The following is a 19,060-nucleotide window of genomic DNA, read 5'->3' as shown; positions in this document are numbered from 1 at the left end:
GGAGTCCATGAATTTTTTCAACAATACCTTTTTTTACATAAAAATAAATAGCTATTATAATGATAAATAAAACAATGATAGATATTATAAATACAATAAACATTAAAGAGTTAGCTGGTTTTTCTACAGATTTTTTAGGAGCTATAGTAACAACACTCCAAAAATCTTTAGAACCTTCCCATAGATTGAAATTTATAAGTTGAGCTAAATTTTCTTCACCTGTTGATGCAGGTATAAAGACGAATAATCCGTTTTCTTTAGAATTTTGCAAATCCAATATTTTTTGTGCACTTGGATGAGGGTTGATTTCTGTGATAATTTTGCCTACATATTCAGCTTTTGGACTTGAGATAATTAAACCCCCATTGGAAATTAATAAACGCTGATCGTTTGCGAATAAGCTTTTTTTCGGATCATTTAATTCTTCTCTTAATAAATCTATGCGAACAAGCATTCCTATTGCACCAATAAGCTTATCATTTTTTCCAAAAATAGGGAGGGCGATATTAACTAGAGATATTTTTTCTCCACCTACAGAGTAATCTTTAGGTCTTCCAACTGCTGGTTGTTTGGTTTGTAAAACTTTAGTAATAGAATTTTGTTGCATAATTTCATCTTCGGCTTGAAGAAATTTTACAGAACCTTTTTGTTGAGGATTTTCATCCTTAGCTAGAAGCAAAAATTGACCTGATGGTGTAAAATTTAGAGGATTTTTTTCTCCGTGATATTGGTTAAGATGGATATATGCATAATAAGTCCAAGAATTTGAGTCTAGCATACTACTTAACAAAATTTTTAAATCTTCTATATCTAGATTTTCATCTTTGCTTGCAAAATTTTTAATAACTCCTTGTGCTGTTTCAAGTGTTGAATATGCATTTTGAGTAATTGCTTGAATTCCATTGGCATACCTATTGGCACTACTTAATAGGAGTTTATAGGCTTCAGTATTAAGCATTTGATAGCTTTTTGAAACTATGACTGTTGATAAAATTCCTATACCAATAAAAACGACAAAGGATAATATTAAAATCATTTTTATGGTTAAATTTAATTTTTTGAACATCTTTTACCTCTTTTATTTTTGTGTATTTTAAGTAAAAATACTATCTTGCATTTTTTAATATTTTTTTATCTTTTTATTAACATCTTAGCTTTTTCCCATAATCTTACCCCTAATTCTTTTGCGTTGTTTTTATCTAAATTTTTATATTTATGACTTGCAAGTTTTTCAAGCTCGCTTAGCTCTTTAGCTAAGTTATTAAGTTTGTTTTGTGCTAATTTACTAAAATCATCAATTTTTGGATTTTGTTTAATTTCATTTATTTTAATAAGGATTTGTTCTCTATTTTCTTGTATAAGGCGTTTAAATTTAGCAAATAAAGTGTCAAATTTATTTTCTAATAAATCTTTAAGTATATCTTTTACAGGGTTATTAAGTTCTAATGATATTTTTTTAAGCATTTGAATAAATTCTTGCTCTATGTCTATAAGTTCTTTTTCTTTGTTTTTTAAATCATGTTCTAAAGCGCTATATGCAAAACTTGCTTTAAATTTTTCAATCGCCAAAGAAATTCCTTCTTGCGTTCCATAAATACTTCCTATGCATAAATCATAAGCAAAAACTTTTGATTCATTAGCAAGTTCAAAAGCTGCATTTAAAATCACTTGAGAGATTTTTAAAATTCTTTCTTTTTCAAAACTTCCTTCGCAAATTGCATTAAATACAAGGTTTTTAGCGATTTCACAAGAAGTAAGTTCTATATTTTCACCTTTTTCTAAAGTTGTAATAAAAGCGCTTTCAGCAGTTTCTTTTAAAAGACCTAATATTTCTATATCATAAAGCATAGCATCATTGATACTTATATTAAATTCATTTAAATTTAAATCTTTTAAAGTCTTTTCTAAGTCAAAAAAATTATCGCAAATTTTGTGCTTAATGGTGTTTTTTTGTTCTTCAATTTTTGTTTTTAATTTGCCATATTCATTAATATAAGCAAAAAATGTTTTTTTATCTTCTTCCACTCTAGCTTTGATGATGCCTTGGATTATTCTAGAAATATTTTCTTCATTTATAAGTTCAAGTTTTTCTAATACTTTAGAAAAGATGGCAAAAAGTTCTTCATTGCTAGTATTTTCAAAACTAATTTTTTTATAGCTTAGATTAAAAACAAGTTCGCTGATTAAGCTTGGAATTTCATTTTTTTCACAAGCTAAGAGGGAATTTTCAAAAATAATGGCTAAATTTTTCATAGTTTTTCCTTTTTATAGTACAAATTTGGCTTTGCTTTTTAATTGGTTAAAAATATTTAAACGATCACTTTTACTATCGACATAAACACTTAAAAGATAGCTTTTATATGTGCCTTGCTTGCTAGTATTTGAGATTTTGTATTTAAATTCTCTTTCATTAAGTATTTGAGTGAAAACTTCTAAGGCATCAACACCAGCTTCAAAAACGACTTTATAATCCCAAAAAGTAGGATAATTTATAATAGGTTCTTTTTTAAGATCGCAGATATTTACCACTTTTTCCTCCTTCCTTGCTTTCTAAAACTATATCAGTAATTTGCATACTTTTATCAATAGCTTTAACCATATCATAAATAGTTAAAAGTCCAATGCTAACAGCTGTTAAGCTTTCCATTTCTACTCCGGTTTTTCCTTCACATTTTATGGTTACGAAAAGTTTAAAAGAGCATTCTTCTTTGTTTTCTTCTATATGAGTTTGTACTTTTGAAATCATTAAAGGATGACACATTGGAATGAGATTTGAAGTTTGTTTAGCTCCCATGATGGCTGCTATGATAGCAGTTTGTAAAACAGGTCCTTTTTTAGCTTTGTTTTCAACGATAGCTTCAAATGCTTCTTTGCTCATATATATTTTACCACTTGCACAAGCTTTTCTTTGAGTAATATCTTTTTGACTTACATCTACCATTTTGGGATGGTTTTTTTCATCTAAATGCGTTAAATTCATATTTTTCCTTGAGTAAAGTTTGAAAAATTATACCAAAATGTATCTTTTTATATTAAAATACTACTAAAAAATTTTAAAGGATTTATAATGGCTTATGATGATGAAGAATTTGAAAATTACGATGATGAAATGTATGATGAAACAGATGATGATACTTATGCAAATAATCAAAGATCGTATAATTATGATGATGATGATTATGAGTATGATGATGATTATAGCGATGATGATACTTATGAGATGGATTAAGAGTGAGTAAAAATCTTGGTAAAAAAGATATAAAATTTTAGGTCTTTCTTCTTTGAGAGAGACCTTGGAATTTTAGTATTTTTTGTAAATTATATTTCTAAAGATTTTTTCTTGAAAATTAAGCCCATTTTTTTACAAATATTTAATAATTATAGGATTTTTGCTGCTAAGTTACTTTGGTGGTATAGCAATGGCGTATTTTGATAATAAATTTGGTCGTAAAAGTTAGTAATACCCAACGCACATACTCTCAGTAATTTTAATACGTTTTTCTAAAGGAGTAGGGCTAAAAAAATGACATTTTTCGATATAGATATTACAATTATAATCTAAATTTAAAAAATCGTAAAATGCCTTTAAATTTACAAATTTAACTCCACAAACCTCTTTAATATCTAAGATTTTATAAATTTGAGAGTTATTTTTTTCTACTAAATGGGAGGGAGCTAAAGTGGTAAATGAGCAAAAAGCACTTGCTAATACAAAGCCATTTAAGTTTTCACATTTTTGTATGAGATGTTGATGTTTTTTTAAAATACTTTTTTTGTGTAAAAATACCACCCTTGTGCCTTGATAGCGTCCTGCTTGAACATTTTTCCAAAATTTATAAGCATTTTTTGAAATTTTTGCTAGTTGATGTAATTGTATATTTAAAACATAATCATCTAAAAATTGATTGGGTGGTAAAATAGTATAAGTCATATTTTTTTCTTTTAAAGTTTTTTGAAATTATACTAAAAATTAACATTTATCTATATTTTTAATTTATAAATTTATTACAATTATCAAAAATTGTTTTTTAAGGAAAAATATGAAATTTGAAACTATTAACCATGATGGTATTAAAAAACTTATGGATATTTTTTATGCAAAAATTAGAGTTGATAAGAATTTGGGACCCATTTTTAATGAAAAAATTGGCACAGATGATGAGAGTTGGAAAAAGCATAAAGAAAAAATAGCAAGTTTTTGGGCAGGAATGTTTTTAGGTGATCCAAGTTATAGTGGTTCTCCTTTAAGAGCTCATCATGAACTACCTCCATTTCCAAGAGAATTTTTTGACATTTGGCTTAACTTATTTGATGAGAGTTTGCAAGAAGTTTTTGAAGATGAGCCAAGAAGTATCATCATAGAAAGAGCTAGAATGATAGCCCAAAGATTTCAAATGATTATTTATGATCATAGATTTGCTTAAGAGTTGCAAAAAACTCTTAGCGATAGTTAAAGGTATATAAATTTTCGCTACGAGAGTATTGGTAGCTATATTTTCCATCAAGATATATTACTAGACGATAATATCCTTTGTGTGATCCAAAGACAACTTTTTTAACCTTTGCTGTATTTACTTGCAGTGTTTTAGTATTGAAATTTTGTTTTTTTGCAAAATCTATAATAATTTTAGTTGGATCTCCTATGGATAAATGTCTTAACATTTTATCTTCGGTTTTAATGTTAATTTTGTTATTATAAAAACTAATAGAAATAAAATTATATATATTTCCACTGAAAAGTGGTGTTTCTATGTTAACTGTAGTGTTGTTTTCTTCTGCTTTTGTATTTTTTACTCCTTGCTCTTGTGGCACAGTAACAGAAACATCAAGTATAGGAGTAGCATTTGGGCTTTTTGATTTTACGAAAGAGTAGGTGTCGTGCCAATTAATGCTTTTGTATATATCTAAGGTTGTTTGTTGTTCAGAACCATCAAGATTGATATAGGTAATGGTAATGTTTTTTAAAATTCTTGCATCAGAATTAAAATTAAAATCTTGCCTTTGAAAAGGACTGAGTTTTACAAATTCAGTATTTTGTTGCTGTAAGTTATTATCAAAAGGATTTTCTTTTGCGTTTAAACACACACAAGAAAGTAAAAATAATATAAAAAAATTAATTCTCATGCGAATTTTCTCCTTTAAGTCTTAAAAGTTGCAAATATTCTTTTTGAGCTTGAGCATTTTTAGCTTTTAGTTCTTCAATATTTTTCTCTAGATATTTTTTTTCATTTTTTAAACTTAATAAAACATCTAGTGAAGATTTACCAAAAAACATATTGCCAAAATACATCGCAACGATAATAGCTACAAATGATAATGCAATAGTTTTGATGAGTTGGTGACGAGCCTCCTTTTTTTTGGAATGCTCATCATACTCTTTTAATAAGTCACTCAGAGTTTATCTCCTAAATACTCATCATTATCAAGTTCAATTTCTAATAAGCGATTATATTTAGCAGTTCTCTCACCTCTTGCTAGAGCTCCTGTTTTGATTTGTCCTGTATTAAGCGCTACTGCAAAATCAGCTATAAAAGCATCTTCGCTTTCACCACTTCTATGACTCATAATACATCTATAATTATTTCTATGAGCTAACCTTACTGTTCTCATAGTTTGAGTGATTGTTCCGATTTGATTAGGTTTGATCAATACAGCATTTGCCATATTTTTCATAATACCTTCTCTTAAAATATCTTCATTAGTTACAAATAAATCATCACCCACAAGCTGAACTTTATTGCCAAGCTTTTGAGTGAGTTTAATCCAACCTTCATAATCATCTTCAGCTAAACCATCTTCAATGCTAAAAATTGGATATTTGGCACATAATTCTTCATAACGCGCGATTAGGTCTTCACTTGAGAAAACTTTACCTTCTAAGTGATATTTACCATCTTTGTAAAGCTCGCTACTTGCTACATCTAGTGCTAGTTTGATTTTATTTTCATAGCCTGCTTTTTTAATACAAGTCATTAAAAGATCAAGTGGCTCAGTATTATTTGCTAAATTTGGCGCAAAACCACCCTCATCACCTAAAGCAGTAGAGTGACCTAAGCTAGCTAGTTCTTTTTTTAATACTGCATAAATTTCACAAACTGATCTTAACCCTTCTTTAAAGCTTGAAAAACCAAAAGGCATGATCATAAATTCTTGAAAATCTACGCTATTATTTGCGTGTGCGCCACCATTTATTATATTGCACATTGGCACAGGTAATACGCTTGCATTTGCTCCACCTAAGTAACGATATAAAGGCACTCCAAGTGCATTAGCAGCAGCGCGCGCTGTTGCCATAGAAATTCCTAAAGTTGCATTTGCTCCTAGGTTGGAATAATTTTTTGTCCCATCAAGTTCTAAAAGAGTATTATCTAGCTGAGTTTGATTAAATGCATCAAGCCCTATAATGTTTTCAGCTATGGTGCCATTGATATTTTCAATAGCTTTTAAAACACCTTTTCCACCAAATCTTTCATCATTATCTCTTAATTCTAAAGCTTCTTTTTTTCCTGTGCTTGCGCCACTTGGAACGATAGCACTACCCACACTACCATCGCTTAGCATGATTTCAGCTTTAATGGTAGGATTGCCTCTACTATCTAAAACTTCAAAAGCTCTTAAATCTTCAATAATCAACATTATTCTTCTCCTTCATCGTCTTCTTTTGCGCCCAAAATCATACTATCTATACCGATTGAGTTTTGTATAGCTTGAGTGATTTCATCTGCAATAGCTGGATTTTCTTTTAAAAAGGCTTTGGCGTTTTCTCTACCTTGACCAAGCTTAGAAGCCTTGTAAGAAAACCATGCACCACTTTTATCAATAATATCAAGTTTTACACCATAATCTATTAGCTCGCCTTCACGACTTACACCCTCGCCAAACATTACATCAAATTCAGCTTGTTTAAAAGGAGGGGCTACTTTGTTTTTAGCTACTTTTACTTTAACGCGGTTTCCAATAGGCTCATCGTTTTGTTTTAAAGTTGCTGTTTTTCTTACATCTAAACGCACTGAAGCATAAAATTTTAATGCATTTCCACCAGTGGTTGTTTCAGGTGTGCCATAGCCCATCATACCTATTTTCATACGAATTTGATTGATGAAAATTACAGTAGTGTTCATTTTATGAACGATACCGGTTAATTTTCTTAAAGCTTGGCTCATTAATCTTGCTTGAAGACCTACATGCTGATCTCCCATATCACCTTCAATTTCTGCTTTTGGAGTAAGCGCAGCAACACTATCTACTACTATTAGATCAATAGCCCCGCTTCTTGCTATAGTTTCAACGATTTCTAAGGCTTGCTCTCCAAAATCTGGTTGAGAGATGTAAAGATTTTCTGTATCAACACCTAAATTTTTTGCATATCTCACATCAAGAGCGTGTTCAGCATCGATAAACGCACAAACTCCACCTTTTTTTTGACATTCTGCGATGATGTGTAAGGTAAGTGTAGTTTTACCTGAACTTTCAGGTCCATAAATTTCTATAATTCTTCCTTTTGGAACCCCGCCTATACCCAAAGCTAAATCAAGTCCAACAGAACCTGTAGGAATAGAATCAATTTTTTCAACTTCTTTATCGCCAAGTCTTAAAATAGTGCCTTTTCCAAAGGTTTTATCAAGACTTTTTAAGGCTGCATCAAGTGATTTTCTTTTATTATCATCCATGCTTATTAATCCTTTTATAATATGTTTAAAATTGTATCAAAAAGAAATTTAATATAAGTTTTTATTTTGAATTTTGCTAAAATACTTTTTTAGATTTTTAAGGAAAAAAATGAATAAAAAAATTAGCGTAGCACACTCTCCTGATGCTGATGATATTTTTATGTATATGGCGATTAAATTTGGTTGGATTGGAAATACTTATGAGTATGAAAATACAGCCTTGGATATACAAACTTTAAACGAACTTGCATTAGAAAATATATACGATGTTAGTGCGATATCTTTTGCACTTTATCCTTTAATAGCTAGTGAATATGCCTTGTTAAAAACTGCTGTGAGTTTTGGTGAGGGTTATGGGCCAAAGCTTATTAAGAAAAAAGATAAAAAAATAAAGCCAAATTTTAAAGTTGCTTTAAGTGGAGCGCATACTACTAATGCTTTAATCTTTCGCATAAAATACCCACAAGCTAGGATAGTTTATAAGAATTTTTTAGAAATTGAAAAGGCTGTTTTAGAAGATGAGGTTGATGCAGGAGTGCTTATACATGAGAGTATTTTAGAGTTTGATTCTAGTTTATGTGTTGAGGCTGAACTTTGGGATATTTGGCAAGAATTAGCCAAAGATGATTTGCCTTTACCTTTAGGTGGTATGGCGCTTAGAAGATCTTTACCACTTAATGATGCCATAGCGATTGAAAAAGATTTGATTAAAGCAGTAGAAGTAGCGGATAATAATAGAAAAATCTTAGCTTCCATGCTTTTAGAGCGTAATTTAATACGCGTTGATGCGCAAAAACTTGATGTGTATTTAAATTTATACGCAAATAAAAACTCTATAAATATGAATGATAAACAATACAATGCCATAGATAAGCTTTTTGAACTTGGGTTTAATCATGGATTTTATGAGAAATTAATAAAAAGCAAAGATTATCTTATACCTAGTGAGTATGAAGAATTTAGAAATTCTTGATAGAATTTAAATTTTAAGGAGAAAATATGGAAAGTACTTTAGTAGCCTTGGGTGTACAAACTTTTAAAATCACACTTATGCTTTCTTTACCTATGCTTTTAGCAGGACTTATCGCAGGGCTTATTATAAGTATTTTTCAAGCTGTAACGCAAATTAATGAAGCTACGCTTTCTTTTGTGCCAAAAATTTTACTTGTTGTGGTGGTGATAGTATTTTTAATGCCTTGGATGATAAGTTCTATGATTGATTTTACAACGAATATTTTAAATCAAATTCCAAGCTTTATTCGATGATTATTGATTTTTCTAAGTATTCTTCTGTGCGTATAGGCGAGAGTTTTGAAGTACAAGTACTTGAAGGGCTTTGTGAATTTGATGGTTTTTTAATAGGCGGGGCAAATAATCTTTTAATCTCTCCAAAACCCAAAAAATTTGGAATTTTAGGGAAAAGTTTTGATTATATTAAAATTTTAGAGCAAAATGAAAAAGGTATGTTTTTAGAGATAGGCTCTAGCGTGAAATCTTTTAAAATGTATCATTTTGCTAAAGAAAATAACTTAAAAGGCTTTGAATTTTTAAGAAATATCCCAGGAACTTTGGGTGGTATTTTAAAAATGAATGCAGGGTTAAAAGATGAGGATATTAGTAAAAACTTAATCAGTATTTGCACTTTTAATCAAGAAATTTTAAAACAAAATATTGCTTTTGCTTATAGATTTAATCCTATTAAAGAAGTAATGTTTAGTGCAAAGTTTTTTTTAGAATATGGATTTAACCTAGCCAAAGATGAGTTTTTAAAAAATGCAAGAAAAAATCAACCCAAAGGTGCTAGCTTTGGCTCCATTTTTAAAAATCCTAAAAACGATCATGCAGGAAGATTGATAGAAGTAGTTGGTCTTAAAGGTTTTAGTAAAAATGATGCGATGTTTAGTAATGAACATGCAAATTTTTTAATCAACAAAAAACATGCTAGTTTTGATGACGCTTTATTTTTGATAGAGCTTGCCAAAAAAAGAGTTTTTGAAGAATTTGGGATTATTTTGGAAGAAGAAGTGGTGATTATATAGTATTTTTAATATCTTCATAAACAATTTTAGCTATTTCTTGGACTAATTCTTGGTAAGATTTATTTTTATTGTTTGTGCTAAATTGAGTGCTGATAGTAAGGATTTTATGATCTTTTAATTTTTTTGTTTTAGCATTAAAAAGTTTGTATTCTATGTCGGCTTTGACTTCAAAATTGGAAAAAAGCAAGAAATTTTGTTGGCTTGCTTGAATACTTTTTAAATCTAGCAAAATAATAAAATCAGCCTTTTTAAAACGATTGAATTCTAAAAACTCACTTGCATTAATGAAATTTTTATTTGCTTGTAAGATATTTTGACTATTGATATAAGTTTGATTTTCTTTTTGACTAAGCAAGGCAAAATTATTTTGCTCATTTAAAATAGCACTTAATGCTTTTAGCGTGTCTTTTGCCATGGTTTTGGCATCAATTTTTAAATTTGAAAAATAAAAATTATATTCTTTTTCATAGCTTGACACTAAAGCTAAGGTGCTAATATATGAGAGTTTATCATAATTTATGTTTTGTTCAAGATTGATGATATTAAAATCATCGTTATTTTGTAATTTGATGATTTTTTTATTCGCAAAAGAATTGGCATAAATAGCACTTAAAAAACACAAAAACACTAAAAAAAATCTCACTAAAAACCTTTTAATTTAAATTCGTTCTTAGCAAAAGCTATAAAACTTGGAAGTTTAAAATCAGGACTATTATAATCTAAAGCCTTTTTGTCAAAATCGTATAAAATTCCACCATTTTGTTTGACTAAAAAATCTCCGGCGGCTATATCCCAAGCTTTTGGACCACCAAAACGCGGATAAATTCCGGCTTTTGCTTCAAGTAAATATACAAATTTCAAAGCAGATGAAACCTTAATACCTTCAAGATGATTTTGAATAAAAAAATCTTCATTATTATCATGATTTTTAGAGTAAAGGGCTATATTTTTAACTTTTTCGTATTGTTCTAAGTTAAGATTTAAAATTTCATTATTTTTATAAACTTTAGTATGGGTATGTGCATAATAAAATGCATTATTTTCCACATCGCTTATAAGTGAAAGTATAGGGGTGTTTTTGCGGATTAATGCAATTAAAACGCAATATTCTTTATCTTTTTTGGCATAAGATTTAGTGCCATCAAGCGGATCTATAAGCCAAAAATATTCTAAATTTTTTCTTTCTTTATAAGAGAGTATATTTTCTTCAGAGCATATAGCTATATCGCTTGAAGCTAAAATTTCACTAATAGCTTCATTGGATTTTATATCAGCTAAACCTACCGGAGAATCATCATCTTTAAGCCATAAAGTATTTTTGTCTTTATATTCAAGCAATACTTTAGAGGCTTCTTTGCCTGCCTTTAAGGCTAATTCTAAAAGTGTGTCTAAATTTTCCATAAAATAAAGTATAACAAGTAAAAATAAATACTTAGTAGAATTATTTTCTACTAAGATTATTGATAAATTTAATCAAACTAATAGCTAAAATTGCTTCAAGTAAAGCAGTAAGCACTAACCCTGAATATATGTCTTGAGTAATGATATTGGTTTGATAAGAAAGTGTAGCTACTGCGATGAGTAAGGTTAGTGGCATAGAATGACTTAAGCCAAATAAAAAGGTATTTTTTAAACCAAGTATTTTGAAAAAAGTCATAGCACAAAGTATTCTTAGTCCTATCATAAAAGCAGTTAGTGAAAAAGCTATGATTAAAACTTGAGGGTTTAAAAGCATTTGGAGTTTAAAGCTTGAACCTATGTAAATAAAAAATATAGGGATTAAAAAACCATAACCAAAACTAGAAAGCTTATGCTCTAAATCTTTTTTATGATCAAAAAAAGTAGCTATAAATGAACCAGATATAAAAGCTCCAAGTGCAACTTCAAGTTTAAAATAAATCATAATCGCAACTATGGCTATGAAAATTGCCATGCAAAATCTTATATCTTTTTCATTTTGATCTTGCCAAGGCATAAGTATAGTTTTAAGCTGTGGATACCACCAAAAAAGCACTTCTAAAAATTTAAATCCAATAATGCAAAGTGCTAAAAATCCTACCAAGTATAATAAATTTTGAGTGAGTGAAAAAATATCAGCACCTTTTCCTAAAAATGCCGCAGCTATGGTAAGTAAAACTATACTTACAACTTCAGCCAAAGTAGCCACTACCATGGACACATTAAGCCACTCGCAGTTTTTACCAAAGTCTCTATAAAGCGTTGAGAGCAAACCCACACTCATAACAGGTATAATAATAACAAAAATATAAGAAATATCTATACTTTCAACTGCTAAAATACTAATAGCATATAAAAGTATAATGTATATAAAAGCTTTATTGAGCAAACTTCTTTCTGTGTTTAAAAAGGTTTTAAGATTAATCTCCATACCCGCAATAAACATAAGATAATAAAATCCCGCATTAGCCAAAAGCTTAAAATTCTCACTTTCTCCTATAAAACCTAAAAATCCTATAAAAGAGCCAAGCATAATTTCAGTGGCTGAAAGCGGGAGTTTTAAAAATTTAGCAATATAAGGTGAAGTAAGCAAACATCCTGCCACGACTAGTAAAATTTTTAAATCCGTAGCAGCTTGAGCATCAATGGCATGAGCTAGCAAAGCTAAATCCCATTTGTTTTAGTTTTTGTATGTCCTTGCTAGGTTCTTCGCCTTTAGTTGTAAGATAATCACCTACTACTATAGCACTAACTCCTGCATCAAAAATTTCATATTGTCTTTCTTTTAGCACTACTTCTCTACCACCTGCTACCATAATATGTGCATTTGGTAAGTCTTTTTTAGTATCTTTGATGATATTTAACGCCTCATCAGCATTTAATAAGTTTTGCTTGAGCTTTAAATTTTCATTTGGTATGAAAAAATTAATAGGCGAGGAAAAAGGATCAAGCTCTTTTAAGCTTGCTCTAAAACTTTTTCTATCAGCCTCGCTTTCTCCAAGACCATAAATTCCGCCACAACAAAGCATTAAGCCTGCTTCTTTAGCATAAAGATTAGTTTGAAATCTTTGTTCCCAAGTATGCGTAGAGCATATGTTTGGAAAAAATTCTTTGGAAGTTTCTAGATTATGATTATAAGAAAAAATTCCTGCTTTTTTTAATTCTTTGAGTTGTTCTAAATTTGCTATACCATTACAAGCTATGAGTAAAAGTCCTTCTACTTCTTTTTGCACTGCATGAGCTACTTTACACACATATTCAAGTTTTTCATCATCAAGTCCAGCGCCTGCTGTGACCAAACAAAAACCCAAAGCCTCGTTTTTCTTAGCTATTTTAGCTTCTAAAACAATTTGATCTATATCTTTTCTTTTGTATTTGTTGATATTAGTTTTCACATGAGCACTTTGAGTGCAGTATTTGCAGTCCTCACCGCACCCTCCACTTGCTATATTAGATATAGCACAAAGCATGATTTGCATTAAATTTCCTTTTTGATTTTGCATTTTAAGCACTCTAAAAATGTGCCTTTTTTAAGCTCTTTGATGATTAAAGTTTCACCGCACTCGCTACATTTTTCTTCACTTGGTTTGTATTTGCTTATATAGTTGCATTTTGGATAAGCACTACAGCCATAAAATTTACCACGCTTAGAAAAACGCTCTACGATCTCACCTTCTTGACAGCTTGGGCATTTTACGCCTATGGTGTTGAGCTTTTTCTCGCTTTTTTCTTCATTTTGTGTTTCTTGTTTTAAATTTCTTGAGTATTTGCATTTTGGAAAATTTAAACAAGCTATAAATTCTCCATATCTTCCTTTTCTTATAGCAAGCTCTCCACCACAATCAGGGCAGGTTTCATCTAGCTTTGTGAAAGTTTTTTGGCTTTTTATGTTTTTTTTACCCTCATCAATTTTTCTCATAAAAGGAAAATAAAACTCTCTTAAAACTTCTTGCCAGTCCATTTTACCTTCTGCAATGATATCAAGTTTATCTTCCATTTTAGAAGTAAAATCACTATCTACTATATCGCTAAAGTTTTGTTCTAAAACTTCTGTTACGACAAAGGCTATTTCATTAGGTATGATTTGCTTTTTATCTATATGTACATATTCTCTTGCACTAAGTAAAGAGATGGTTGGAGCATAAGTTGAAGGGCGTCCTATGCCAAGATTTTCTAGCTTTTTAACAAGTCCAGCTTCAGAGTATCTTGAAGGTGGCTCGGTAAAATGTGAGTTTAATTCTATATTTTGGATATTTAGTGTATCTTCTAGTTTTAAATTAGGTAAAATTTTATCTTTGTCCATATCTCCATATACTTTATAATGCCCATCAAATAAAATTTTTCTACCACTTATTTTAAAACTTGCTTCATTTGATTTTACATAGACATTTTGAGTTTGAGATATAGCAGGATTCATTTGTGAAGCTAGGAAGCGATTGTATATTAAAGTATATAGCCTTGCTTCATCTTTTTCTAAAAACTCACTTGCAAGTTTTGGAGTAAAACTAAGATTAGTCGGTCTTATGGCTTCATGTGCTTCTTGAGCGCCTTTGCTTTTAGTAGTATAAATATTTGCTTTGCTTGGTAAGTATTCTTTGCCAAAATCATTTTTGATAAGTCTTCTTACTTCTTCTAAAGCTTCTTTTGCGATGTTTAAGCTATCAGTTCTCATATAAGTGATCACACCCATAATGCCTTGATGTGTTTTTACACCCTCATAAAGTTTTTGAGCGATCATCATGGTTTTTTTAGGGTTAAAACCTAGGCGATTGCTCGCGCTTTGTTGTAGGGTTGAGGTCATAAAAGGCGCTTGTGGAGCGATTTTTCTATCTTTACTTTCTATGTCTTTTATTTTAAAACTAGCATTTTTGCAAGCTTCAAAGATGAGTTTGGCTCTATCTTCATTGGTTAGACTTAGTTTTTCTATCTTTTGATTTTGAAACTCAACTAATTCAGCTTGTAAGTCTTTTTCAAAAATCATATCTATGCTAAAGTATTTTAAAGGAATAAAAGCTTTGATCTCTCTTTCTCTATCGACGATGATTTTTAAAGCTGCACTTTGCACACGCCCTGCACTTAAGCCTTTTTGAATTTTTTGATTAAGTAAAGGGCTTAGTTTATAACCTACTATGCGATCAAGTAAGCGTCTAGTTTGCTGAGCATTGACGCTATTTACATTTAAGGATCTTGGATTTTTTAAAGCATTTTCTATAGCACTTTTAGTAATTTCATGAAAAACTATGCGTGGCAGAGAATTTTCATCTTTATTAATAGCCTTAGCTATGTGATAAGCTATGGCTTCACCCTCGCGGTCCTCATCGGTTGCAAGATAGATGGTTTTAGCTTTTTTAGCTTTTTCTTTGAGTTCTTTTACTAAACTTGAATGATCATTTGAAATTCTATATTCAGGTTTAAAATTTTCATCTTCTATTTTTATACCAAAGCTAGTTTTAGGTAGATCTCTAATGTGTCCTTTAGAGGCTATTACTTCATAGTCTTTACCTAAAAAATTACCTATGGTTTTAGCTTTAGCAGGTGATTCTACTATGATTAAATTTTTCATTATTTTCCTTGTGAGGATTAAAATTAGTAAAAGTGTATAAAAAAAAGTTAAATTTTTTGCTTAGCTTGTATATAAATATTTTTTTTATACTTCCGATATGGTTTTTAACGACAGCATGACGGTGTCGAATATATTTAAAAGGATTTAAAATGGGATTTCGTATTAACACAAATGTATCATCTTTAAATGCACAAGTAAATGCAGGGATGAATTCAAGAGCACTAGATAGCTCTTTAGCAAGACTTAGTTCAGGTTTGAGAATTAACTCAGCAGCAGATGATGCTTCTGGTTTGGCTATAGCTGATAGCTTGAAAACTCAAGCAAATACTTTAGGACAAGCTATTAATAATGCAAATGATGCAAATAGTATGCTTCAAATTGCTGATAAAGCTATGGATGAGCAATTAAAAATACTTGATACTATTAAAGTTAAAGCTACTCAAGCCGCTCAAGATGGTCAAAGTGCAAAAACTAGATCAATGATTCAAGGTGAGATTAACAAGCTTATGGAAGAACTTGATAATATTGCAAACACTACTAGCTATAATGGTAAACAACTTCTAAGTGGTTCATTTGCAAACCAACAATTCCAAATTGGCGATAAAGCTAATCAAACTATCAATGCAACCATAGGTTCTACTAATTCAGCTAAAGTTGGACAAACTCGTTTTGAAACAGGTGGTCAAGTTACAGCATCAGGTTCAATGGGTTTTACTATTAAATCATATGATGGTTTAAATGATTATACTATCCAACCTGTTGATATTTCATATAGCGTTGGAACAGGACTTGGAGCTTTGGCAGCAGAGATTAATAAATCTTCTGATAAAACAGGTGTTAGAGCTACTGCTACTGTACAAAGTATTTCAAATGCGGCTTTAACAGGTGGTTCTACGGGTAATACTTTTGCTATTAATGGTGTTGTTATAGGTAAAGTTGCTTTTGAAGCTAATGATAAGGATGGTGCTTTAGTATCTGCAATCAATGCTAAAAAAGATACAACTGGTGTTGAAGCTTCTATAGTAGATGGTAAATTGGTTTTAAATTCTATTGATGGTAGAGGTATTAAATTAAGCGGTGATAGCGGAGCGCTTGGTGGACAAATCATAGATGAGAACTATGGAAGATTGTCTTTAGTTAAAAATGATGGTAGTGATATTATCATATCAGGTGGTCAGTATACATCTTTAGGTTTTGGTGCAAATGATGTAGCTGAAAAAACAGTAAATCTTGAAAGTATTAAAGGTAAAATAGACGCAGATACAGCTTCTGCTATGGGATTTAACGCTATGAGTAGTGCCGATTCTTATGGTAAAGAACAAAGTGCTGGTGTAACTACATTACAAGGTGCAATGGCTGTAATGGATATAGCTGATACTGCTATAGCAAATCTTGATACAATTAGAGCAAATATTGGTGCTACGCAAAATCAATTAACAGCAACTATTAACAATATTAGTGTAACTCAAGTAAATGTTAAAGCAGCTGAATCTCAAATTAGAGATGTAGACTTTGCAAGTGAGAGTGCAAACTACTCTAAAGCTAATATCTTAGCTCAAAGTGGTTCTTATGCTATGGCTCAAGCTAATGCAAGTTCTCAAAATGTTTTAAGATTGCTTCAATAGTCTTATTGTAAACTTACGAAATTCTCCCACTCTTATCAAAAGAGTGGGATTTTTTATTTTTGGAACATTATTTGCTTTAATCCTTTCAAGCAATATTTTGAAAGGATTTAAAATGGGTTTTAGAATAAACACCAACATAGGTGCAATGAATGCACATGCAAATTCAACTATTACAGCTAGAGAGCTAGATAAATCTCTAGGAAGACTTAGTTCAGGTTTGAGAATCAATTCTGCTGCAGATGATGCTTCTGGTATGGCTATAGCAGACTCTTTGAGAAATCAAGCTGCATCTTTAGGTCAAGCTATTAACAATGGTAATGATGCTATAGGTATTTTACAAACTGCTGATAAAGCTATGGATGAGCAATTAAAAATACTTGATACTATTAAAGTTAAAGCTACTCAAGCCGCTCAAGATGGTCAAACAGCAAAAACTAGAACCATGATACAAAATGAAATCAATCGTTTGATGGAAGAACTTGATAACATAGCAAATACTACTTCATTTAATGGCAAACAACTTCTAAGTGGAAATTTTGTTAATCAAGAATTTCAAATCGGCGCTCAATCAAACCAAACTGTACATGCTACCATAGGACCAACTCAATCAAGTAAAATTGGTCACACTCGTTTTGAAACGGGTGCTAGAGTAACCGCTAGTGGCATGAGTTCTTTTACTATTAAGTCGTATGATGGTGTAAATGACTATACTTTCCAAAGTGTGCCTATTTCATATAGCGTTGGAACAGGGCTTGGAGCTTTGGCAGATGAGATAAATAAGGTAGCAGATAAAACAGGCGTTAGAGCTACTGCTGTAGTGCAAACTATATCAAGTGGGGTTATACCTGCTACGAAAACAGGATCTAATTTTTCTATCAATGGTGTTGTTATAGGTCAAATAGATATTCAAGCTGGTGATAAAGACGGTGCTCTAGTGGCTGCTATTAATTCTAAAAAGGATACAACTGGTGTTGAAGCTTCTGTGGTAGATGGAAAACTCATTTTAAATTCAGCAGATGGTAGAGGAATTAAACTTAGTGGTGATATGGGAGATCTTGGAGGCATAGTAGCTGAAGAAAACTATGGAAGATTGTCTCTGGTTAAAAATGATGGTAGAGATATATTAATTAGTGTTGCTAATGGAAGTATAGGAGCCGGTTTTTCCGTGGAAGCAAATGTAGCTCAAACTACTGCAAATTTAGAAACAGTAAAGGGGCAAATTTCTGCTGATGTTGCTTCTGCTATGGGCTTTAATGCAATGAGTACAGCAGAAAATATTACCACGCCAAAGAGTGCTGGTGTAACAACGTTAAAAGGTGCAATGGCTGTAATGGATTTGGCAGATAGTGCTATTATTACACTTGATAATATTAGGGCAGATATTGGAGCAGTGCAAAATCAAATTACAGCTACTATTAATAATATTAGTGTAACTCAAGTAAATATTAAATCAGCTGAATCTACTATAAGAGATGTTGATTTTGCAGCCGAGAGTGCAAATTTCTCTAAATACAATATTTTAGCTCAAAGTGGATCTTATGCTATGAGTCAAGCAAATGCTGTTCAGCAAAATGTATTAAAATTACTACAATAATAAAAAGCCCTTTTTGGGCTTTTACCAATTTTTGTTTTTTTCTAGTATTTCTTTTTGATTATGTAAAAAAGGTAAAGATTTTTCAAACCATTGTTGTATGGTATTAAGCCATTCTATGTTTTTTAGAATTTTTTCTTGTTCACTATAAATAGGCTGAATAAATATCAAAAGCAATTGTGTTTCTAATTCGAAAAATAAAGGTTCCAATAATTCACTTTTTGAAAAAATATCTTCAAATGCTTTGTTTTTAAAAAAATCTAATTTGTTTATTAGATCTATAATATTATCTTTTTGTATCATTAAATCTTTTAATTTGAGATTTGATATATTGTATATTTCTTTTGATAATGAATGTATATTTTCTATATATTTTTCAAGTAGTCTTATATCGGAATTTATTTTATTTATCGTTATATTTTTATTATATAAAGTGGATTGTTTATCAAATGTAAAATTTTTATCATCATTTATTAGAAGTTCTTCACATACTTCTTTAAAAGGTTTCTCTATACTTCCTTCAATTCTAGCTCCACCTTCTGTAGCATTGTAGGTATTAATTTGAAGTTTTTTTGCTAGTTTAATGTCTCTTTGAAAGTATTCTTTAAATAAAA

General features: G+C 30.4%; 21 protein-coding genes and 2 pseudogenes. 8 read left to right on the top strand and 15 right to left on the bottom strand.

The features are described 5' to 3' along the window. From CAMP5060_RS07410 to moaC, 4 genes are all read right to left on the bottom strand, one after another. A partial coding sequence (locus CAMP5060_RS07410) for a PDC sensor domain-containing protein (protein WP_337218158.1) occupies positions 1-1,066 on the bottom strand: 1,066 nt, incomplete at its 3' end. Between the two features lie 65 nt (positions 1,067-1,131). Beyond that, the gene (locus CAMP5060_RS07405) at positions 1,132-2,253 is read right to left on the bottom strand and encodes a hypothetical protein (RefSeq protein WP_214126515.1); all 1,122 of its coding nucleotides are present in this window, start codon (positions 2,251-2,253) and stop codon (positions 1,132-1,134) included. A 12-nt stretch (positions 2,254-2,265) separates the two neighbouring features. After that, positions 2,266-2,529, bottom strand: coding sequence for an HP0495 family protein (locus tag CAMP5060_RS07400; RefSeq protein ID WP_039667882.1), 264 nt, complete (start codon positions 2,527-2,529; stop codon positions 2,266-2,268). Then, complete coding sequence (gene moaC, locus CAMP5060_RS07395) at positions 2,507-2,980, bottom strand: cyclic pyranopterin monophosphate synthase MoaC (protein WP_087700906.1); 474 nt, start codon at positions 2,978-2,980, stop codon at positions 2,507-2,509. Before moaC ends, CAMP5060_RS07400 begins: the two co-directional genes overlap by 23 nt. An 87-nt stretch (positions 2,981-3,067) precedes the next feature. Between moaC and CAMP5060_RS07390 the strand changes: the two genes are divergently transcribed. Then, complete coding sequence (locus CAMP5060_RS07390; protein ID WP_087700905.1) at positions 3,068-3,229, top strand: highly acidic protein; 162 nt, start codon at positions 3,068-3,070, stop codon at positions 3,227-3,229. 2 nt (positions 3,230-3,231) lie between these two features. Then, positions 3,232-3,452 (top strand): annotated as a pseudogene (locus CAMP5060_RS08365) (MFS transporter); the annotation flags it as partial. A 2-nt stretch (positions 3,453-3,454) separates the two neighbouring features. On the opposite strand, the gene CAMP5060_RS07385 reads toward CAMP5060_RS08365, so the two are convergent. Then, positions 3,455-3,931, bottom strand: coding sequence for a cysteine permease (locus CAMP5060_RS07385; protein WP_087700904.1), 477 nt, complete (start codon positions 3,929-3,931; stop codon positions 3,455-3,457). Between the two features lie 109 nt (positions 3,932-4,040). Between CAMP5060_RS07385 and CAMP5060_RS07380 the strand changes: the two genes are divergently transcribed. Continuing rightward, positions 4,041-4,424 (top strand): group III truncated hemoglobin, encoded by a 384-nt coding sequence (locus CAMP5060_RS07380; protein ID WP_087700903.1) that lies wholly within the window; start codon positions 4,041-4,043, stop codon positions 4,422-4,424. A 16-nt stretch (positions 4,425-4,440) separates the two neighbouring features. On the opposite strand, the gene CAMP5060_RS07375 is transcribed toward CAMP5060_RS07380, so the two are convergent. The 4 genes from CAMP5060_RS07375 to recA all read right to left on the bottom strand — a co-directional run bounded on the left by CAMP5060_RS07375 (position 4,441) and on the right by recA (position 7,670). Then, a complete protein-coding gene (locus CAMP5060_RS07375; RefSeq protein WP_087700902.1) occupies positions 4,441-5,124 on the bottom strand; it encodes an AMIN domain-containing protein in 684 nt (227 codons plus the stop codon). Beyond that, positions 5,114-5,290 carry a hypothetical protein gene (locus tag CAMP5060_RS07370; protein ID WP_250322464.1) on the bottom strand — a complete coding sequence of 59 codons (177 nt, stop codon included), beginning with the start codon at positions 5,288-5,290 and terminating at the stop codon, positions 5,114-5,116. Before CAMP5060_RS07370 ends, CAMP5060_RS07375 begins: the two co-directional genes overlap by 11 nt. A gap of 101 nt (positions 5,291-5,391) precedes the next feature. Then, the gene (gene eno / locus CAMP5060_RS07365) at positions 5,392-6,636 is read right to left on the bottom strand and encodes a phosphopyruvate hydratase (RefSeq protein WP_039627777.1); all 1,245 of its coding nucleotides are present in this window, start codon (positions 6,634-6,636) and stop codon (positions 5,392-5,394) included. Then, positions 6,636-7,670, bottom strand: coding sequence for a recombinase RecA (gene recA / locus CAMP5060_RS07360; RefSeq protein WP_087700900.1), 1,035 nt, complete (start codon positions 7,668-7,670; stop codon positions 6,636-6,638). Before recA ends, eno begins: the two co-directional genes overlap by 1 nt. A gap of 109 nt (positions 7,671-7,779) precedes the next feature. Between recA and CAMP5060_RS07355 the strand changes: the two genes are divergently transcribed. The 3 genes from CAMP5060_RS07355 to CAMP5060_RS07345 are packed head-to-tail and all read left to right on the top strand — an operon-like array spanning position 7,780 to position 9,709. Beyond that, entirely contained in the window at positions 7,780-8,643 is an 864-nt protein-coding gene (locus CAMP5060_RS07355; RefSeq protein WP_337218157.1) for a menaquinone biosynthesis family protein, read from the top strand. Between the two features lie 26 nt (positions 8,644-8,669). Then, complete coding sequence (fliQ, locus tag CAMP5060_RS07350; RefSeq protein WP_012660903.1) at positions 8,670-8,936, top strand: flagellar biosynthesis protein FliQ; 267 nt, start codon at positions 8,670-8,672, stop codon at positions 8,934-8,936. After that, positions 8,933-9,709: a UDP-N-acetylmuramate dehydrogenase gene (locus CAMP5060_RS07345; RefSeq protein ID WP_214100735.1), complete on the top strand. Its 777-nt coding sequence runs from the start codon at positions 8,933-8,935 to the stop codon at positions 9,707-9,709. The genes fliQ and CAMP5060_RS07345 overlap by 4 nt, the downstream gene beginning before the upstream one ends. On the opposite strand, the gene CAMP5060_RS07340 is transcribed toward CAMP5060_RS07345, so the two are convergent. Genes CAMP5060_RS07340 through topA form a run of 5 tightly spaced genes read right to left on the bottom strand, consistent with a single transcriptional unit; the run spans position 9,702 to position 15,230 of the window. Further along, positions 9,702-10,352: a hypothetical protein gene (locus tag CAMP5060_RS07340; RefSeq protein ID WP_337218156.1), complete on the bottom strand. Its 651-nt coding sequence runs from the start codon at positions 10,350-10,352 to the stop codon at positions 9,702-9,704. The two genes, CAMP5060_RS07345 and CAMP5060_RS07340, sit on opposite strands and share 8 nt — an antisense overlap. After that, positions 10,352-11,110 (bottom strand): 3'(2'),5'-bisphosphate nucleotidase CysQ family protein, encoded by a 759-nt coding sequence (locus CAMP5060_RS07335; protein WP_087700896.1) that lies wholly within the window; start codon positions 11,108-11,110, stop codon positions 10,352-10,354. The genes CAMP5060_RS07340 and CAMP5060_RS07335 overlap by 1 nt, the downstream gene beginning before the upstream one ends. A gap of 40 nt (positions 11,111-11,150) precedes the next feature. Further along, a complete protein-coding gene (locus CAMP5060_RS07330) occupies positions 11,151-12,329 on the bottom strand; it encodes a cation:proton antiporter (protein ID WP_087700895.1) in 1,179 nt (392 codons plus the stop codon). Next, entirely contained in the window at positions 12,310-13,146 is an 837-nt protein-coding gene (locus tag CAMP5060_RS07325) for a biotin synthase (protein WP_337218160.1), read from the bottom strand. Before CAMP5060_RS07325 ends, CAMP5060_RS07330 begins: the two co-directional genes overlap by 20 nt. After that, entirely contained in the window at positions 13,146-15,230 is a 2,085-nt protein-coding gene (gene topA / locus CAMP5060_RS07320) for a type I DNA topoisomerase (RefSeq protein WP_442863351.1), read from the bottom strand. The genes CAMP5060_RS07325 and topA overlap by 1 nt, the downstream gene beginning before the upstream one ends. A 149-nt stretch (positions 15,231-15,379) precedes the next feature. Here topA and CAMP5060_RS07315 point away from each other — a divergent pair, with 149 nt between their 5' ends. Next, the gene (locus tag CAMP5060_RS07315; RefSeq protein ID WP_337218155.1) at positions 15,380-16,855 is read left to right on the top strand and encodes a flagellin B; all 1,476 of its coding nucleotides are present in this window, start codon (positions 15,380-15,382) and stop codon (positions 16,853-16,855) included. Positions 16,856-16,967: 112 nt separating this feature from the next. Continuing rightward, positions 16,968-18,449 (top strand): flagellin B, encoded by a 1,482-nt coding sequence (locus CAMP5060_RS07310; protein WP_337218154.1) that lies wholly within the window; start codon positions 16,968-16,970, stop codon positions 18,447-18,449. Positions 18,450-18,910: 461 nt separating this feature from the next. Here CAMP5060_RS07310 and CAMP5060_RS08360 read toward each other — a convergent pair. After that, positions 18,911-19,060: pseudogene (locus tag CAMP5060_RS08360) on the bottom strand (hypothetical protein); the annotation flags it as partial.

It is taken from the genome of Campylobacter sp. 1569 (assembly GCF_024723675.1).
GTDB classification, from domain to species: domain Bacteria; phylum Campylobacterota; class Campylobacteria; order Campylobacterales; family Campylobacteraceae; genus Campylobacter_D; species Campylobacter_D jejuni_C.
This window is presented reverse-complemented; position numbering and strand designations above follow the sequence as displayed.

Excerpts from the sequence above, each read along its gene's own strand:
- CAMP5060_RS07405 (WP_214126515.1), bottom strand. The coding sequence starts at position 2,253 with ATGAAAAATTTAGCCATTATTTTTGAAAATTCCCTCTTAGCTTGTGAA.
- moaC (WP_087700906.1), bottom strand. The coding sequence starts at position 2,980 with ATGAATTTAACGCATTTAGATGAAAAAAACCATCCCAAAATGGTAGAT.
- CAMP5060_RS07390 (WP_087700905.1), top strand. The coding sequence starts at position 3,068 with ATGGCTTATGATGATGAAGAATTTGAAAATTACGATGATGAAATGTAT.
- CAMP5060_RS07385 (WP_087700904.1), bottom strand. The coding sequence starts at position 3,931 with ATGACTTATACTATTTTACCACCCAATCAATTTTTAGATGATTATGTT.
- CAMP5060_RS07380 (WP_087700903.1), top strand. The coding sequence starts at position 4,041 with ATGAAATTTGAAACTATTAACCATGATGGTATTAAAAAACTTATGGAT.
- CAMP5060_RS07375 (WP_087700902.1), bottom strand. The coding sequence starts at position 5,124 with ATGAGAATTAATTTTTTTATATTATTTTTACTTTCTTGTGTGTGTTTA.
- CAMP5060_RS07370 (WP_250322464.1), bottom strand. The coding sequence starts at position 5,290 with ATGTATTTTGGCAATATGTTTTTTGGTAAATCTTCACTAGATGTTTTA.
- eno (WP_039627777.1), bottom strand. The coding sequence starts at position 6,636 with ATGTTGATTATTGAAGATTTAAGAGCTTTTGAAGTTTTAGATAGTAGA.
- recA (WP_087700900.1), bottom strand. The coding sequence starts at position 7,670 with ATGGATGATAATAAAAGAAAATCACTTGATGCAGCCTTAAAAAGTCTT.
- CAMP5060_RS07355 (WP_337218157.1), top strand. The coding sequence starts at position 7,780 with ATGAATAAAAAAATTAGCGTAGCACACTCTCCTGATGCTGATGATATT.
- fliQ (WP_012660903.1), top strand. The coding sequence starts at position 8,670 with ATGGAAAGTACTTTAGTAGCCTTGGGTGTACAAACTTTTAAAATCACA.
- CAMP5060_RS07345 (WP_214100735.1), top strand. The coding sequence starts at position 8,933 with ATGATTATTGATTTTTCTAAGTATTCTTCTGTGCGTATAGGCGAGAGT.
- CAMP5060_RS07335 (WP_087700896.1), bottom strand. The coding sequence starts at position 11,110 with ATGGAAAATTTAGACACACTTTTAGAATTAGCCTTAAAGGCAGGCAAA.
- CAMP5060_RS07325 (WP_337218160.1), bottom strand. The coding sequence starts at position 13,146 with ATGCAAATCATGCTTTGTGCTATATCTAATATAGCAAGTGGAGGGTGC.
- topA (WP_442863351.1), bottom strand. The coding sequence starts at position 15,230 with ATGAAAAATTTAATCATAGTAGAATCACCTGCTAAAGCTAAAACCATA.
- CAMP5060_RS07315 (WP_337218155.1), top strand. The coding sequence starts at position 15,380 with ATGGGATTTCGTATTAACACAAATGTATCATCTTTAAATGCACAAGTA.
- CAMP5060_RS07310 (WP_337218154.1), top strand. The coding sequence starts at position 16,968 with ATGGGTTTTAGAATAAACACCAACATAGGTGCAATGAATGCACATGCA.